The following is a 15,913-nucleotide window of genomic DNA, read 5'->3' on the forward strand; positions in this document are numbered from 1 at the left end:
CGACGCTGCGCGCGGCGCACGACACGTACAACGCGGCCCGCGCGGCCGTCCTGCTCGGCCGCGCCCACCTCGCCCGCGGCGAACCCGACCTGGCCGAGGCCGAGTTGACCCCGGCGCTCGCCGCCCTGCGCGCGATGTCGGCCGCGTACGAGACGGCCCGCGCCCTGCACGCCCTGGCGGAACTGTCCGAACACCGCGACGCCCCGGCCCGGGCCCGCGAGCAGTACACCGAGGCCCTCGCCCTGTACGACGCGGCGGGCCGCACCACGTCCCCGGACGCGCGCGCGGCACGGGCCCGGGGGGAGGCGTTGGCTGCCGTGGACGCGCAGGCGGCACCACACGGGCCGGACGCACCGGCGGCACCGCACGAGCCGGACGCACCCGCGCACCGCACGAGCCGGCCGGACGCACCCGCCGCACCACCCGAGCCAGCCGCACCCGCCGCACCACCCGGGCCGGACACCGAGGACGCCTCGGACTCACCGCCGGGCCAGTGAGCTACCGCCCGGCCACGCAGCCGGGACGCGGCCCCGCGGCGGCCACCGCCCCCGCCCCGGTCCCCACCCGCACCTCGGCCAGCCCCCGTAGCGGCAGCCCGCCGCGAGGAACGTGTGCGCCAGGGACGCCCACACGGGCCACGGCACCTCCGGCCGCGCGCCCCGCAGGAGCCGGGCCGTCCGCAGGACCAGGGGCGTGCCGCTCGGGCCCACCCGGAGGCGGCACACGTGGCCGTGGTGGGCGGCCACCACCAGGGCGCCCGGGTGCCGCGCGCCGAGCCGTGCCGCGTGCCACGGCGCGGCGGACTCCGCGTGGAGCACGTCACCGAGCCGCGCCCAGGCACTGGCGACGGGCACCGCCACCCGCACGTGCTCGTCCACGAACTCCGTGGCGCCGGGGCCGCGCACCGCCACCCGCACCCGCACGACACCCCGCGCCTCGGGCGTCGCCGTCACGACGGCCGTCACCGGCGGCCCCACCGCCGACGCCACCGTCATGACACGACGCTGCCCGGCTCGTCGTACTCCACGAGGCACGGAAGCCGCGCCGGTTCCGTGGCGGGGAGCGCGCCGGGCGCCCGCAGCCGCAGCTTGCGGTAGAGCAGCGCGCGCATCTTCCGCGCGAACCGCCCGGGTTCGGAGGTGATGCGGGCGGCGACCCGCTCGTGCAGGTCGGCCCGGTACGTCGCGGCGGCACGCGCGAGCTGCCGCCGCACCGGCCTGCCGTCCCGCAACCTCGGCGCGAACGACCCGAGTTCGGCCATCGGGGAACCGGGATCGACATCGGCGTCCGGCAGGCAGGCCAGCAGCACCGGCCTGCCCGTCATGGCGCCGTACAGCGAGACGGACCCGTGGTCGCCCACGACGAAGTCGGCGGCGACGAGCGCCCCGACCCAGTCGGCGCGGTGGCTGACGACGGCGAGCCCGCCGCGCCCGAGGCCCGCGAACCAGCCGCGCACCTGCCACTCGCTGTGGGTGTGCCACACGTGCGGATGCAGCAGGACGGCCACCCGGTAGTCCTCGGGCGGCAGTTCGGCCACGATCCGGTCGATCAGCTCCTGCCCGCCGCTGCCGAGCAGCGAGCCGGGGCCCCAGGTCGAGCAGACGAGGACGAGCCGCTGCCCGGCCCGGGTCCGCAGGGCCTGCCGGTACAGGGCCCGCGCGGGCCGGCTCGCGGTCACCCGGTCGTAGCAGGGGTCGCCGACGACCTCGGCGACCGGCAGCGCCTCCGGGCACTCGCGGCCGAGCCGCGCCAGCTCCTCGCGGTGCGCGAGGACGATCGCCTCGGGGACCACCGTCCCGTCGCGTACGAGCCGCTGCCTGCTCAGCCCGTACACGCCCCGCGCGGCGACGGCACCGCCCCGCCGGGCCCGCACGATCTTGTTGTGCCCGGCGCCGTGCGGCAGCACGACCACCGGCGCGTGCAGTTCGTGCAGCCCGCCGTGGCCCGCCGCGAGGGCGAGGTCGAAGACGGTCTGCACCGCCTGGCTCCAGGGCAGCACCAGGACCTTGAGCTCGTCGAGGAAGTCGGCCACTCCGCCGCTGAACACGTCGGGCGCGGCGGTGAAGAACACCTGGACCCGCCAGTCGCCCTCCAGGAGCCGCACCGCGTCGAGGAGCCGCCGCCCCGACGTCACCGTGTGCACCACGGCGAGCACCCGCCTGCGTACCGGACGGGTGGCCCAGCGCTCGACGTCCGGCCGCACCGGCACCGGATGCCCGTGCGCCTCCAGCATGGTCACGCTCATCGTTCTGTCCCCCGGTTCTCCGCGTCGTGTGAATGCAACGGGGGCAGCGTGCCCCGGCCACCTGGATGGCCGGGTTGCAGGAATCCTGCACTCCGAGTGCCGACTGACGAGGGCATACGCCGTCACTCCGGCTCACACCGGCGCGTACGCCGTTGCCTCCAACTAGCTTTCGGAGGGCGGTAGTTGGGCTTCCGTGCGGCCTACGGGGAAAGTTTTGGCCATGGATCCACCCCATGCGCCCGGCACGCACCCGTGCGCCCCTGTCCGCTCCCCCTGGCACCACGACAACAGTGAGCAGAGTTCCGCACAGATGTGCGGGGCTGCCGACGGCGGCGGCGCGGTGCACCCGCCGGGCGCGCACCCATCGGGGGTGAGGGTGGACTTACTGGCTCTGGGGCCTCTGGAGCTCTGGGAGGACGGCCGGCAGTACGAGCTCGGGTCACCGAAGGAGCGCTGCGTGCTGGCCGTCCTGGTGCACGCCCGCGGCGAGCCGGTCTCCCTCGACACCCTCATGGACCGCGTCTGGGACGACGAGCCGCCGCGTACGGCCCAGGACACCCTGCAGAGCTATCTGTCGCGGCTGCGCACCCGGCTGAGCCGGGCGGCCGGCGACCAGGCCCGCCTGGAGCGGTACGCCCCGCGCCTGTACCGCCTGCGCGTCGCCCCCGACGCCGTCGACCTGCTGCGCTACCGGGGGCTGTGCGCCGACGCCGCCGTCACCGCCCGGCAGGGCGGCCGGCGGCGGGCCGTCGAGCTGCTCCGCGCCGCCGAATCCCTGTGGCGCGGCGAGCCGTTGACGGAGTTCACCGGCGCCTGGGCGCGGTCGGCCCGCGCCCGGCTCCTGGAGGACCACCGGCACGTACGCGAGGAGCGGATCCGCCTGGAGCTGGAGCTCGGCCGGCACGCCGACCTGATCGGCGAACTGCACGAACTGGCCGCCCAGAACCCCCTGGCCCAGCGCGTGATCGCCGCCCTGATGCTGGCCCTGTACCGCTCGGGCCGCGACGACGAGGCCCTCGGCCTCTATCGCACCACCCGCTCCCGCCTCCACGAGGGCCAGGGCATCGAGCCCGGCACGGAGCTCCAGGAACTCCATGTACGCATCCTCGAACAGGACCGGGCGCTGATGCGGACGGCCGCGTGGGAGAGCGAGGGGACGGCCGCGGCGGCTCCGGGGGCCCCGCCGGCCCCCGCGGGCCCACCCGACGACGATCCCGCGACGGCGGGGCCACTGACCAACTTGCCCCGCGACACAGGGGACTTCACCGGCCGGGCGAGCGAACTGCGCATCCTCCTGGCCGAGTCGGGAAAGGGCGAGACCGGAAAGAGCGAGTCAGGAAAGGCGGGGGCACCCCCGTCGAGCGCGCTCCCCCTCACCCTCGTCCACGGCATGCCCGGCGTCGGCAAGACCGCGCTCGCGCTGCACGCCGCGCACCGCCTGGGCGACGCCTGCCCGGACGGCCAGTTCTACGTCGATCTGCGCGGGTACGGTCCCCTGCCGCCGTACGATCCCGCCGAGGCGCTCGCCGTGCTGCTGCACGCCGCCGGGGTGACCGGTGAGCTGCCCGGTTCGCTGGACGCGCGCGTGACGCGCTGGCGGGAGTGGACGGCGCGGCGCCGCGTGCTCGTGGTCCTCGACAACGCCCGCGACGCCGAACAGGTCCGCCCGCTGCTGCCCGGCGCCGCGTCCTGCCGGGCCATCGTGACCAGCCGGAACCGGCTCACCGGCCTGGCCGGTGCGACCCCGCTGTACCTGGAGGCGCTGTCCACCGCGGAGGCCGCCGCGCTGTTCACCCGGGTCGCCGGGGCCGGCCGGCTGCCCGCCGACCCCTCGGCGCTCACCCGCACCGTGGCCGCCTGCGGCCGCCACCCGCTCGCGCTCCAGCTCCTGGCGAGCCAGTTCCGGCACCGCGACTCCTGGAGCCTGGACCACCTCACGGACCGCCTCGTCCAGGCGGCCGACCCGCTCGACGAGTTCGACAGCGACGCGGTGGCCTCGGCCTTCTCCCTCTCGTACACCGAACTGACCCCGCGTGCGGCCCGGTTGCTGCGCCGCCTGGCCCTGCACCCCGGCCCGGACATCACGCTGCGCGCGGCGACCGCCCTGGCGGCGGACGAGCCGGACCGGCGGGGCGGAACGGACGAGACCGCCCGGGCACCCGACGCCTCCGCCGACCGCACCCACACCCGCAAGACCCTCGACCAGCTCCTCGACCGCAACCTCGTCGAGGAACCCGTGACCGACCGCTACCGCCTGCACGACCTCACCCGCGCCTTCGGGATGCGCATGTGCACCCGCGACGAGCCGCACTCGGCCCGGCGCGCGGCGCTCACGCGGCTGCTCAACTGCTACCTCACCGCGGCCCACCGCGCCGCCGTCCGCACCGAACCGCACCGCCGCGTGCTGCCGCCCGGCCCCCGCCTGACGTGCCCGTACGCCCCGGACTTCGGCGACGCGGACGAGGCCGCTGCGTGGCTGAGCGTGGAGCGCGGCAACCTGCTGGCCCTGGCGCGCACGGCCGCGGCGGAGTCGCCGGAGCACGCGGTGCTGTTCCCGCACGTCCTGGCCAAGCCCCTGCGCCTTTGGGGCACTTGGGACCTGGCCGCGGAGCTCTTCGAGGCGGCGGTGTCCGCGGCCCGGACGCGCGACGACCGGGTGGCCCTGGCCCGCACCCTGGTCGAGCACGCCGACGTCCTCACGCAGAAGGACCACGGCAAGGCCCTGCACCGGGCCACGGAGGCACTCTTCCTCTTTCAGGAGCTGAACGACGTACGCGGCCGGGCCGACGCCCTGCTGCAGTCCGGCCGCGCCCACTTCGCGGGCGGCCAGGGCAGCACGTGCCTGCGGGTGCTGCGGGCGGCGCGGGCGCTGTACCGCCAGGTCGGGGATCGCCACGGCCAGGCCGACGTGGCCAACATGATGGGAGTGGCGCTGCACGCGGCGGGCCGCCACCGCGAGGCCCTGGAACACTTCCGCACGATGCTGCGCATCCACGAGGAAACGGGCTTCCTGTACGGCCAGTTGCGCGCCCTCAACAACGTCGGCGAGGTGCACCGCCTCGACGGCCGCCCCGAGGAGGCCCGCGCCCACTTCGAGCGTTCGCTGCGGCTGGCGCAGCGCGTGGGCGGCCGCCAGGAGCGCGCGAACCTGCTCGCGAACCTGGGCAGCGTCTGCCAGGACACCGGCCAGGTGGAGCAGGCCCTCACGTACTTCCGCCGGGCCCTCACCAGCTACCGCGCCGCGTCCGACGCACGCGGCGAGTCGGACACCCTCATCAGCCTGGGCTCGGCGTACGCCGCGGGCAGCCGCCCCGGCGAGGCGCTGTGGCACTTCGCCGAGGCCGAACGCATCGCCCGGGGCATCGGCAGCCCCTTCGACCTCCAGGCCGCGCTCCTCGGCACCGGTACGGCGCTGCGCCTGCTCGGCCGGTACGAGGCGGCGCTCGACGCCCACCGCGAGGCGTTGCGCATCGCCCGCGAGGTGGGCAGTCCGCTCGGCGCGGCCCAGGCCCTCGACGGCCTGGCCCGCACCGCCCCGCATACACAAGACGCGCCCTCCGCACGGGGTTTCGCGGAGGACGCGCTGGAACTGTACGAACGGCTCGGCTGCGAGGGGCGGGCCCGGGATCTCCGGCTGGCCCTGGCGGAGCCCGGGGCGGCTAGAGACCCCGCCACCACCACATGAAGATGCCCTCTTCGCCGGGCCGGGGAGCGGGAGCGGTGGGACCGGTCGTGCGTCGTGCCATGTTCACGCGTCTCTCCGTCTTTCTGTTTCTTGAACGAACAGGTGACCCCCGATTCGCGCACACATTAGCCATGTGAACACGGAAGCGGAAGACGATATTCGTCGTTCATCACAGGGCGCGCAGAAGCGTACGACCGGCGCTCGAACACACACCCATAACGCGCCCCCCACCGGGCACCCGGCGCACCTACCGCCCCGGCACCGCCCCCGGCGGAACCTCCGCGTCCCTCGCCTTGTCCACGGGCGCGAGCTGATCGGCGTATCCCGCCTCGCTCCACACCAGCTTCTTGAACTGCTCCGGCGTCAGCAGGCCCTGCCACGGCGCCCCTTGGGGGCAGAACACGGACACGCATCCGCGGCAGTAGTGGGCGGGCAGCCAGAAGGCGTCGGCACGCTCCGCGCCGCCGCGCTCCGCGGCCCTCTCCCGGCCGTCGCCGCGCACCACGACGAGCGTCCCGACGAACAACAGCACGGCGAGCCCGACCCCGCCCCCGACGTACAGCGGCTTCCCCTGGTCCACGCCCATATAGGCCCAGGCGAGCGCGAGCCCGACGAGCACCATCCCCTCGGCGAAGTGCATGCACCCGTCGCCGCTCTTCTCCGGTCCCTTGGCGAGCCGCGAGGGCAACCCCGTGCGAAAGGCCCCCTTACCGCCGATCGCCTCCCGCACGGTGGCCACATCCGCACCACCACACCCAGGACATATCACTCGGCGGCCAGCCGCAGCGAGATCGAGTTGATGCAGTACCGCTGGTCCGTCGGCGTGGGGTAGCCCTCGCCCTCGAAGACGTGACCGAGGTGGGAGCCGCAGCGGGCGCAGCGGACCTCGGTGCGGACCATGCCGTGGGAGCGGTCCTCGATCAGTTCGACGGCGTCGGAGTCCTTCGGGTCGTAGAAGCTCGGCCAGCCGCAGTGGGACTCGAACTTCTCGTGGGACGTGAAGAGCTCGGCGCCGCAGGCGCGGCAGGAGTAGACGCCCTTGGTCGTGGTGTCGGTGTACTCACCGCGGAACGCGGGCTCCGTGCCGGCCTGGCGCAGGACCTGGTACTCGGCGGGGGTCAGCTCCGCGCGCCACTGCTCGTCGGGCTTCTCGACGTCGTACGACATGGATCGCATCCCCTTCCAGGGCGGTCCGGACGCGCTGGGCGGTCCGGCTCACTTCGACAGTTCGGCCAGGATCCGCGGGCCGAGGTCGGTGACGTCGCCCGCTCCCATGGTGAGAACGAGATCGCCGGGGCGCGCCATTCCCGCGATCACCGCGGGTGCGGCGTCCTTGTCGGAGACGGCCCGCACGTCGGCGCCCGCCGCGCGGGCGGAGTCGATGATGAGGGCGCTGGTCACGCCGGGGATCGGGTCCTCGCGGGCGGGGTAGATGTCGAGGACCACGGAGGCGTCGGCGAGCGCCAGGGCCTGGCCCATCTCCGTGCCCAGCTCCTGGGTGCGGGAGAACAGGTGCGGCTGGAAGAGCACGAGCAGCCGCGCGTCGGCCGCGGCGCCGCGCATGGCCTCCAGGTCGGCGGTCATCTCCGTCGGGTGGTGCGCGTAGGAGTCGACGACCTGTACGCCGGCGGCTTCGCCCTTGAGCTGGAGGCGGCGCTTCACTCCGGTGTACGAGGCGAGGGCGGGGGCCAGCTCGGCGGCCGGGATGCCGAGGGCCACGCCGGCGGCCAGCGCGGCGACCGCGTTGTGCGCGTAGTGGCGGCCGGGCACGGAGACGGCGAAGCGCAGCTCGGTGCCGTCGAGGACGGCGGTGACGTCGCTCTTGAGGCCCTGCGGGGTCACCCCGGTGATCCGCACATCGGCGTCGGCGGACTCGCCGTACGTGACCACGCGCAGCTCGGGCCTGCGCTTCGCGATCCGCCGCGTGAGTTCCCGGGCGCCCCCGTGGTCCGCGGCGATGACCAGCGTCCCGCCGGGGACGATCTTGTCGGCGAAGGTCTCGAAGGACTCGTAGATCTCGTCCATCGAGGCGTAGTTGGCGTGGTGGTCCAGCTCCACGTTGAGGACGATGGCGACCTCGGGCGCGTACTTGTGGAAGCTGCGGTCGCTTTCGTCGGCCTCCGCCACGAAGATCTCGCCGCTGCCGTGGTCGGCGTTGGAGCCCGGCGCGTCCAGGTCGCCGCCGATCGCGTACGAGGGGTGCAGGCCGAGCGAGGCCAGGCTGACCGCGAGCATCGACGTGGTGGTCGTCTTGCCGTGGGTGCCGGCGACGGCGATCGGGCGCAGCCCGTCCATGAGGGAGGCGAGCGCGTCCGAGCGGTGCACCACCGGGATGCCGAGCTCCGTGGCGCGGGCCAGCTCCGGGTTGTCGGCGCGGATCGCGGAGGAGACGACGACGCAGGTCGCGTCGTCGGCCAGGTGGGCGGCGGCGTGCCCGATGTGGACCTGGACGCCGAGCGCGCGCAGGGCGTCCGTGGTGGCGGAGTCCTTGGCGTCGCTGCCCGCGACCTTCGCACCACGCTGGGCGAGGATCTTCGCGATGCCCGACATTCCGGCGCCGCCGATGCCGATGAAGTGCGGTCGGTCCATGGCGGTGGGCATACGAGTTCTCTCCGATTGTGTGGCGGTGACGTGCGCGGGGGCCAGCCTACTGGGCCCCCGCCGCCCCCCGTTTTTCGGCCTTCGGCCTCGTCCTCAAACGCCGGACAGGCTAAGAATGGCCCCTTGTCTACGACTCACTGTGGGCGAACAGCTTCAGGACCGGTACGCCCACCTTGTGCCGGGCCCGGGAGGCCCAGTCGCGGTGGAAGAACTCCTCCACCAGGTGCGGCTCGGTCAGCACGATGACCTCGTCCGCGCCCATCTCGTCGACCACCTCCTGGAGCACGTCCAGCGGGTGCGCCTCGACCAGGCGGCCCTCGGCCGCGCTGCCCGTGGCCCGCAGTGCCAGGAGGGACACCTGAAGGGCCCGCTCGGCGGGCTCCACCGCCTCCTCGCCCTCGGGCACCTCGCCCTCGCGCACGGCGTCGTCCAACTCACCGAGCGCGACGTCGTCGATCGCCCGCAGCAGCCGGTCCGCCTGGTCGCCGCGGGGCTGCAGAAGCACATGGAAGGTGACCGGCTCGTCGCCGTGCAAGGTGGTGACGAACTCCACGTCGGCGGACGTCAGGGCCTTCTCGATCATCAATACGCTTGTGAACACGACAGGCGTCCTCTTCCTCCGTGGGCCTCCGTGGGCCTCCGCGGACCGTGCGCCCGGCCCCCTGCGGAAACCATCCTGCCCCCCGCCGGAGCGGGGGTCGCGAGAGTTAGTGTGCCCCGCGAAAGCGAAACGGAACGGAATATTCCGCCGATTGTCAGAAGTTCCGTCCGGTCAGAAGTCCCGCCGGTACCGGGTGAACAGGAACCCGGACTCCTCCAGCACGGACGCCAGTACGAATCGCTCGGGCACCGCGAGACCGGGCCCGCCCGCGATGCGCTGCGCCCCGCCCGCCGTCAGCAACGGCGACACCGTCAGACACAGCTCGTCCAGCGCGCCCGCCGCCACGAACTGGCCGAGCATCCGCGGCCCGCCCTCGGTGAGCAACCGGGTCAGGCCGCGCTCGGCCAGCGCCCGCACCACCCGCGCGGGGTCGGCGCCCGCGCCCTCGCCCGCGGTCAGGACCTCCGCGCCCGCCTCGCGGGCTGCGGCCATCCGGTCGGACGGCGCGGCGGCGCCGGTCACCACGTACGTGGGCGTGAGCGGGGCGGTGAACAGGGGCAGCGAGAAGTCGAGGTCGAGGCTCGCGCTGACCACCACGATCGCGGGCGCCGGGGGCTGGCCCGCCGCCGCCCTGCGGGCCGCGAAGGCGTCCCGGGCGCGGGCCGGGCGGTAGCCCTCCTGGCGTACCGTTTCGGCGCCCACCACGACGGCGTCCGCGAGCCCCCGCAACGTACCGAAGATCCGCATGTCGGTGGCGTTGGAGATGGGCTGGGAGCGGCCGTCGTGCTGGGCGGCGCCGTCGAGCGTCGAGACCATGTTGGCGCGCAGCCAGGCTCCGGTCCCGCCCGGATCGGCGGGCCCGGGGGGCCCGGCGGGATAGGCGTACGCGTCGGCGAGCTCGTCCAGGGACCACTCACGGTCCCCGGCCACCCCCTCGGGGGCACTCTCCGGGGCGCCCTCGGGAGCGCTCTTCGCCGAGGCCGGCGCGGCTGTGTGGTCGGTCACAGGGAACAGGCGTCGCATGCCGCGCAGTCTTACACGGCGCCGGGACGGCTCTAGAGTGGAGAACCGTGTCAGCCACCACCTCCGCCGCCGGGCGCAGCCCCATACCCGAAGCGGCCCCCGTATCCCTGAGCGCCCGCGAGCCGCAGGTGCCCGCGGACCGTCTCGTCGCCGAGATGGTGCCGCCGCCGCGGTTCAGCACGGCCCGCTTCGACACGTACATCCCGGATCCGGGACAGCCCAGCCAGAGCGAGGCGGTGCGCGTCCTCAGCACGTTCGCGGCCGGGCTCGGCGGGGCGCACGCGACGGGCTCCGGCAAGCGCCGGTGGTTCGCACGCGCGAAGCAGACGGTTCCGGCCGGGCCCCGCGGCGTCTACCTGGACGGTGGCTACGGCGTCGGCAAGACCCACCTCCTGGCCTCCCTGTGGCACGCCACCCCCGCCGAGCCCGCGCTCAAGGCGTTCGGCACGTTCGTGGAGCTGACCAACCTCGTCGGGGCCCTCGGCTTCCAGCAGACGGTCCGTACGCTCAGCGGCCACCGCCTGCTCTGCATCGACGAGTTCGAGCTGGACGACCCGGGCGACACCGTCCTCGTGTCGACGCTGCTCGGCAAGCTGGTCGACGCGGGCGTCGCGCTCGCGGCGACCTCCAACACGCTGCCCGGCAAGCTCGGCGAGGGCCGGTTCGCCGCCGCCGACTTCCTGCGCGAGATCCAGGGCCTGTCGGCCCACTTCAAGGCGTTGCGCATCGACGGCGAGGACTACCGCCACCGCGGCCTGCCCGAGGCGCCCGCCCCGTACTCGGACGAGCAGGTCACCCAGGCTGCGTACGCCACCGAGGGCGCGAGCCTCGACGACTTCCCGCACCTGCTCGACCACCTCGCCCGGGTGCACCCGAGCCGCTACGGCGCCCTGACCGACGACCTCAGGGCGGTCTGCCTCACGGACGTCGCCCCGGTGCCCGACCAGTCGACGGCGCTGCGCCTGGTCGTCCTCGCCGACCGCCTCTACGACCGCGAGGTCCCCGTCCTCGCCTCCGGCGTCCCGTTCGACCGGCTCTTCAGCGAGGAGATGCTGAACGGCGGTTACCGGAAGAAGTACTTCCGGGCGATCTCGCGGCTGACGGCACTGGCCCGGGACGCGAAGGGGCTCGTCGAAGGCTGAGCGGGCCCGAGCCGTCCGGGGCCGCCGTCCGCAGCGGCGGTCGAGGCCCCGCCAGGTGTGCGGTTCCGGTGCCGACTGATCACGTGCGCGTCCAAACCCTCGTGCGCACGGGATGTGCGTGGTACACACGTGCGGGTCATGTTTCCTGTCCGCCAGCAGGAGGTTGCCCCATGTCAGACACCGAGCTGTCCGCGACCAGACGCCAAGTCCTCGCCCGCACCGGAGCGTTGGGGGCGTCCATCGCCTTCACCGGCGCCCTGTCGGAACTCTTCGCGGGCACCGCGACCGCGGCCACCCAGGGCAGGACGGGCCACGGCCCGCTCGTGCCCGACCCCGACGGCCTGCTCGACCTGCCGAAAGGTTTCCGCTATCAGGTCCTCTCCCGTGAGGGCGACGATCTGCGCTCGGGCGAGGGCAAGGTCCCGGGCAACCACGACGGGATGGCCGCGTTCCGGGGCCGGCGCGGCGGGGTCCACCTCGTGCGCAACCACGAGAACCGCGCCTCCGCGAAACTCGGCGTGCCCACCGTCAAGGGCCTGACGTACGACCCGGCGGCGAAGGGCGGCTGTACGGCGCTCGCGCTCGACCGGCGCGGCCGGGTGGTGGACGAGCGCGTCGCGATCGCCGGTACGGCCGTCAACTGCGCGGGCGGCCCGACCCCTTGGGGCACCTGGCTGACCTGCGAGGAGAACGAGGACAAGGCCGGTACAGGCGGCTATACGAAGGACCACGGCTTCGTCTTCGAGGTCGACCCGGTGGATCCGCGGCGCTCGGGAGCCGTGCCGCTGACCGCCATGGGCCGCTTCCAGCACGAGGCGGTCGCGGTCGACCCGTGGCGCGGGGTGGTCTACGAGACCGAGGACGCCTTCCAGAAACCCTTCGGCCTGTTCTACCGCTTCCTGCCGAACAAGCCCGAGGGCGGCCGGAGTTCACTGCGCGCGGGCGGCCGGCTCCAGGCGATGCGGGTGCCCGGTGTGCCGGACCTGTCCGCCGCCAAGGAGCCCGGTATCACCCTCGACGGCGTCGAGTGGGTCGACGTACCCGACCCGCTGGCCGCCCACACCCCCATCCGCCACCAGGACTTCGGCCCGAAGGGCATCACCCACGCCCAGAAGCTGGAGGGCTGCTACTGGGGCGGCCGCTGCGTCTACTTCGTCTCCAGCTACGCGCGCAGCGCGGAGGGTTCGGCCGCCGACCACTACGGCCAGGTCTGGCGCTACGACCCCGCGCGGCGCCGCCTCACCCTCGTGATCGTCTTCGGCCCCGACACGGACATCCAGCTCCCCGGCGAGTCCCCGGACAACATCTGCCTCGCGCCCAGCGGCGGCCTGATGGTGTGCGAGGACGGCGGCGGCGCGCAGCACGTGTACGGCGTGACGCGCGGCGGCGAGGTGTACGCGATGGCGCGCAACGCGCAAAATACGGGCACCCCGACCGAGCCCGAATGGGGCGAGTTCGCGGGCGTCGCCTTCTCCCCCGATCACGACACGATGTACGTCAACTGCTACACGCCGGGGACGACGTTCGCCGTGACGGGGCCCTGGCACCGGTAGCGGTCCTGCCCTGTGGGCTCAGGTCGCCGGGGCGAGCCGCCACAGGGAGGTGACCTCGGCGGCGCGGGCCGCGTGCAGCGGGTCGGTGGCGTCGCTCGCGCGGGGGTGGACGGGCTTGGCGTCGAGGCGGTCGAGCACGCGCAGCCCGGCCGCGTCGAAGGCGCCGACGAGTTCGTCCCGGGTCCGCAGGCCGAGGTGTTCGGCGAGGTCGGAGAGGATCAGCCAGCCCTCGCCGCCGGGCTCCAGGTGGTCGGCGAGCCCGTCGAGGAAGGCGCGCAGCATCGCGCTGCCGGGGTCGTACACGCCCTGTTCGACGGCGGAGGTGGGCTTGGCCGGGAGCCACGGCGGGTTGCACACGATCAGTGCGGCCCGCCCCTCCGGATAAAGATCACCGCTGTCGACGACCTCGACCCGGTCCCCGATCCCCAGCCGCTCGACGTTGTCCCGCGCGCACGCGAGCGCGCGGGGGCTGCTGTCGGTGGCGACGATCCGGTCGATGCCCCGGTGGGCGAGGACGGCGGCGAGCACGCCGGTGCCGGTGCCGAGGTCGAAGGCGGTGGCCGCGTCGCGCTGAGCGGCGGCGGGCAGCGGGGCGGCGGCGACGAGGTCGACGTACTCGCCCCTGACCGGGGAGAACACGCCGTAGTGCGGGTGGATGTGCCCGCCGATCGCGGGGATCGGCACGCCCTTCCTGCGCCACTCGTGGGCGCCGATCACGCCGAGGAGTTCGCGCAGCGACACGACGGTACGTCGCCGGGGCGGGCCGTACGCCTCCGCGCAGGCCGCCCGGACGTCGGGGGCGCGGCGCAGCGCGAGGCCGTGGTCGTCCTCCAGGACGACGAGCAGCATCCCGAGCACGCGGGCGCGGTGGCCGCGGGCCTGGCGGTGCCGGTGGAAGGTTTCGGCGGGGGTGGCCCCCGGCTTCGGCGCGAGCCGGTCGAGGCGACGGCCCAGGGCGCGCAGCAGCTGCCGGGCGCCCTGGTAGTCCCCGCGCCACAGCAGCGCGGTGCCCTCGCAGATCAGGCGGTAGGCGACGTCGGCCTTCAGCCGGTCGTCGGCGACGGTGACGCGGCGGGGGGCGGGGAGTCCGCTCTCGGAGTGCCAGTGGGCGGTGAAGGTGAGGGCGGTGTCGCCGCTGTCGCCGTCCGGCCGGGGCTTCGTCCGGACGGCCTCGGTCCAGGTGATGTCAGGGGCGTCGGACGCGAGCGGGCCGGACTCAGGGGTGTCGGACATCGACGGCTCGTCAACTCCTCGTGATCGCGGGTACGTGGGGCCCGGGGCCACGGAGCGACCGGGAAGCGCCTCAGGACGATTCCACAGCCGCTGCCCCCTGGCAAACCAGGACAGGACCTAGGGAGTGTCCGGCACCACCGTCCCCTGCCCGCACGTCATGGCCTCGCCCCGCTCTCGTTCCGCCGCGCTCCGCAGCACACAGAATTCGTTGCCCTCGGGGTCGGTGAAGACCACCCATCCCGTGCCGTCGGGCTTGCGCCGGTCGGCGAGGACGACGGCGCCCGCCGCCCGGAGCCGCTCGACCTCCGCGTCGCGCGGGCCGTCCGGCTGGAGGCACACGTGCACGCGGTTCTTCACCGTCTTGGGTTCGGAGACGTTCTCGAAGTACAGATGCAGGCCGGTGGGCAGCGGTATCACGGCGACTGAAGGCGACGTTGAAGAGGGAGGAGGGCATGGCGCGACCTTTCCGGTCAGGCGATCATCCGGCAGACGGAGCAGCTTTCCCTACCCGCACGGGAGGCGCACCCCGATTTCAGCCCGTCCGGCGTTTGAGGACGAGCCGGGAAGGGGCGGGACTGGGGAGCCTCCCGGCAGGGCCCCCGCCCCGCCTACCCCATTAACCCAATTTGTACGGTTATCGTCACGGAGTGATCCCTCGCACCCGCACGCGGGCCGCCCTCGCCGCCCTCGCCACCCTGGCAACCGCCACCCTCCCCCTCACGGCGTGCTCCGCACCCCCCGCGCCCCGCCCCCCGGCGGCCCCGGCCACACCCCCGGAAGCCAAGAAGCAGACCCCACCCACCCTGGCCCCCGGCCCCCAGGGCCGGACCCCGGTCTTCAAGAACGCCCCCCGCACCAGGGGAACCGCCGAAGCCCCACGCACCGTGGCCCTCACCTTCGACGCCGACATGACGGCCGACCAGGGCCCCCGCGCCGCCGCGGGCGAGCACTTCGACAACCCCGCCCTGGTCGACACCCTGCGCCGCCTCAAGGTCCCGTCGACGTTCTTCATGACGGGCCGCTGGGCGGAGGAGTACCCGGCCCAGGCCAGGGCCATCGGCGGCGACCCGCTGTTCGAGGTGGCCAACCACTCGTACAGCCACTACGCCTTCACCCGGGACTGCTACGGCCTGCCCACCGTGCCCGCGCACGCGATGCGCACGGACGTGGAACGCGCCTTCGCGGCGTTCCGCAAGGCGGGCGTCGAGCATCCGCTGCCGTACTTCCGTTTCCCGGGCGGCTGTTACGACGACCGGGCGCTGCGCGCGCTGGCCCCGGCCGGGGTGACGGCCGTGCAGTGGGACGTGGTGGGCGGCGACGCGTTCGCGACGGACCCCGAGGCGGTGGCGCGGCAGGTCCTTGAGGGGGTGCGGCCGGGTTCGGTGGTCGTGCTGCACTGCACCCGCAGCGCGGCCCCGGCGACGGAGCGGGCCGTACGGACGATCGTCCCGAAGCTGCGCGAACGCGGGTTCCGCTTCGTACGGGTCTCGGAACAGATCGCCGCCGCGCGCACGCCCGGGGCCGCGCGCCCGGCGGAACCCGGCGGCGCCCACCACCGGCCCGGGCAGCACGCGGCCGCCCGGAACTAGGCCGCCCGGAACTAGGCTGGCGCGCATGGCCGACGACGACTGCTGCGCCCCGAGCCCGCCCATCGGCCGACGGAGGGTCCGCCGTTCGCGGAGTGCGTGCTGTGCCGGGAGCCGACGGAGTACCCGGAGTCGCACCGGGGCGTCACGCTGTGCCCTGTCTGCGAGTGGCAGGAGGCCCAGCGCACGGCCTGCTCGGGCTGACCGGCGGCGTGCCGCCCGGGCGGCCCGGGCCCGCCCGGCG

13 protein-coding genes and 1 pseudogene are annotated in these 15,913 nt (G+C 74.3%); 5 read left to right on the forward strand and 9 right to left on the reverse strand.

Translation table 11 applies throughout. The annotated features are described in order from the left end of the window. A pseudogene (locus STRAU_RS38540) lies at nucleotides 1-497 on the forward strand (hypothetical protein); the annotation flags it as partial. Here the strand turns inward: STRAU_RS38540 and STRAU_RS42115 are convergent. Both STRAU_RS42115 and STRAU_RS38550 read right to left on the reverse strand, forming a co-directional pair. Further along, nucleotides 480-995 (reverse strand): hypothetical protein, encoded by a 516-nt coding sequence (locus STRAU_RS42115; RefSeq protein ID WP_016645813.1) that lies wholly within the window; start codon nucleotides 993-995, stop codon nucleotides 480-482. The pseudogene STRAU_RS38540 and the gene STRAU_RS42115 overlap by 18 nt on opposite strands. Next, entirely contained in the window at nucleotides 992-2,245 is a 1,254-nt protein-coding gene (locus STRAU_RS38550) for a hypothetical protein (RefSeq protein WP_016645812.1), read from the reverse strand. The genes STRAU_RS42115 and STRAU_RS38550 overlap by 4 nt, the downstream gene beginning before the upstream one ends. A gap of 376 nt (nucleotides 2,246-2,621) precedes the next feature. Here STRAU_RS38550 and STRAU_RS38555 point away from each other — a divergent pair, with 376 nt between their 5' ends. Continuing rightward, a complete protein-coding gene (locus STRAU_RS38555; protein ID WP_052029460.1) occupies nucleotides 2,622-5,930 on the forward strand; it encodes an AfsR/SARP family transcriptional regulator in 3,309 nt (1,102 codons plus the stop codon). A gap of 247 nt (nucleotides 5,931-6,177) precedes the next feature. On the opposite strand, the gene STRAU_RS38560 is transcribed toward STRAU_RS38555, so the two are convergent. The 5 genes from STRAU_RS38560 to STRAU_RS38580 all read right to left on the reverse strand — a co-directional run bounded on the left by STRAU_RS38560 (nucleotide 6,178) and on the right by STRAU_RS38580 (nucleotide 10,155). Then, nucleotides 6,178-6,669, reverse strand: coding sequence for a hypothetical protein (locus STRAU_RS38560; protein WP_016645816.1), 492 nt, complete (start codon nucleotides 6,667-6,669; stop codon nucleotides 6,178-6,180). 26 nt (nucleotides 6,670-6,695) lie between these two features. After that, nucleotides 6,696-7,097, reverse strand: coding sequence for a peptide-methionine (R)-S-oxide reductase MsrB (gene msrB, locus STRAU_RS38565; RefSeq protein WP_016645817.1), 402 nt, complete (start codon nucleotides 7,095-7,097; stop codon nucleotides 6,696-6,698). 48 nt (nucleotides 7,098-7,145) lie between these two features. Continuing rightward, entirely contained in the window at nucleotides 7,146-8,519 is a 1,374-nt protein-coding gene (murC, locus tag STRAU_RS38570) for a UDP-N-acetylmuramate--L-alanine ligase (RefSeq protein WP_203227516.1), read from the reverse strand. Nucleotides 8,520-8,658: 139 nt separating this feature from the next. Continuing rightward, the gene (locus STRAU_RS38575) at nucleotides 8,659-9,132 is read right to left on the reverse strand and encodes an indole-3-glycerol phosphate synthase (RefSeq protein ID WP_106968185.1); all 474 of its coding nucleotides are present in this window, start codon (nucleotides 9,130-9,132) and stop codon (nucleotides 8,659-8,661) included. Nucleotides 9,133-9,303: 171 nt separating this feature from the next. Then, nucleotides 9,304-10,155, reverse strand: a complete 852-nt coding sequence (locus STRAU_RS38580) for a pyrimidine reductase family protein (protein ID WP_037664739.1) — start codon at nucleotides 10,153-10,155, stop codon at nucleotides 9,304-9,306. 47 nt (nucleotides 10,156-10,202) lie between these two features. On the opposite strand from STRAU_RS38580, the gene zapE reads away from it, so the two are divergent. Both zapE and STRAU_RS38590 read left to right on the forward strand, forming a co-directional pair. Continuing rightward, entirely contained in the window at nucleotides 10,203-11,297 is a 1,095-nt protein-coding gene (gene zapE / locus STRAU_RS38585; RefSeq protein ID WP_037664740.1) for a cell division protein ZapE, read from the forward strand. A 170-nt stretch (nucleotides 11,298-11,467) separates the two neighbouring features. Then, entirely contained in the window at nucleotides 11,468-12,850 is a 1,383-nt protein-coding gene (locus STRAU_RS38590) for an alkaline phosphatase PhoX (protein ID WP_016645822.1), read from the forward strand. Nucleotides 12,851-12,868: 18 nt separating this feature from the next. Here the strand turns inward: STRAU_RS38590 and STRAU_RS38595 are convergent, their stop codons facing one another. Then, nucleotides 12,869-14,083 carry a methyltransferase gene (locus STRAU_RS38595; protein WP_016645823.1) on the reverse strand — a complete coding sequence of 405 codons (1,215 nt, stop codon included), beginning with the start codon at nucleotides 14,081-14,083 and terminating at the stop codon, nucleotides 12,869-12,871. A gap of 117 nt (nucleotides 14,084-14,200) precedes the next feature. Next, the gene (locus STRAU_RS38600) at nucleotides 14,201-14,581 is read right to left on the reverse strand and encodes a VOC family protein (RefSeq protein ID WP_158692217.1); all 381 of its coding nucleotides are present in this window, start codon (nucleotides 14,579-14,581) and stop codon (nucleotides 14,201-14,203) included. Between the two features lie 149 nt (nucleotides 14,582-14,730). Between STRAU_RS38600 and STRAU_RS38605 the strand changes: the two genes are divergently transcribed. Beyond that, nucleotides 14,731-15,672: a polysaccharide deacetylase family protein gene (locus tag STRAU_RS38605; RefSeq protein WP_016645825.1), complete on the forward strand. Its 942-nt coding sequence runs from the start codon at nucleotides 14,731-14,733 to the stop codon at nucleotides 15,670-15,672. Nucleotides 15,673-15,913: the final 241 nt, after the last annotated feature.

Source organism: Streptomyces aurantiacus JA 4570 (genome assembly GCF_000414115.1).
GTDB lineage: Bacteria > Actinomycetota > Actinomycetes > Streptomycetales > Streptomycetaceae > Streptomyces > Streptomyces aurantiacus_A.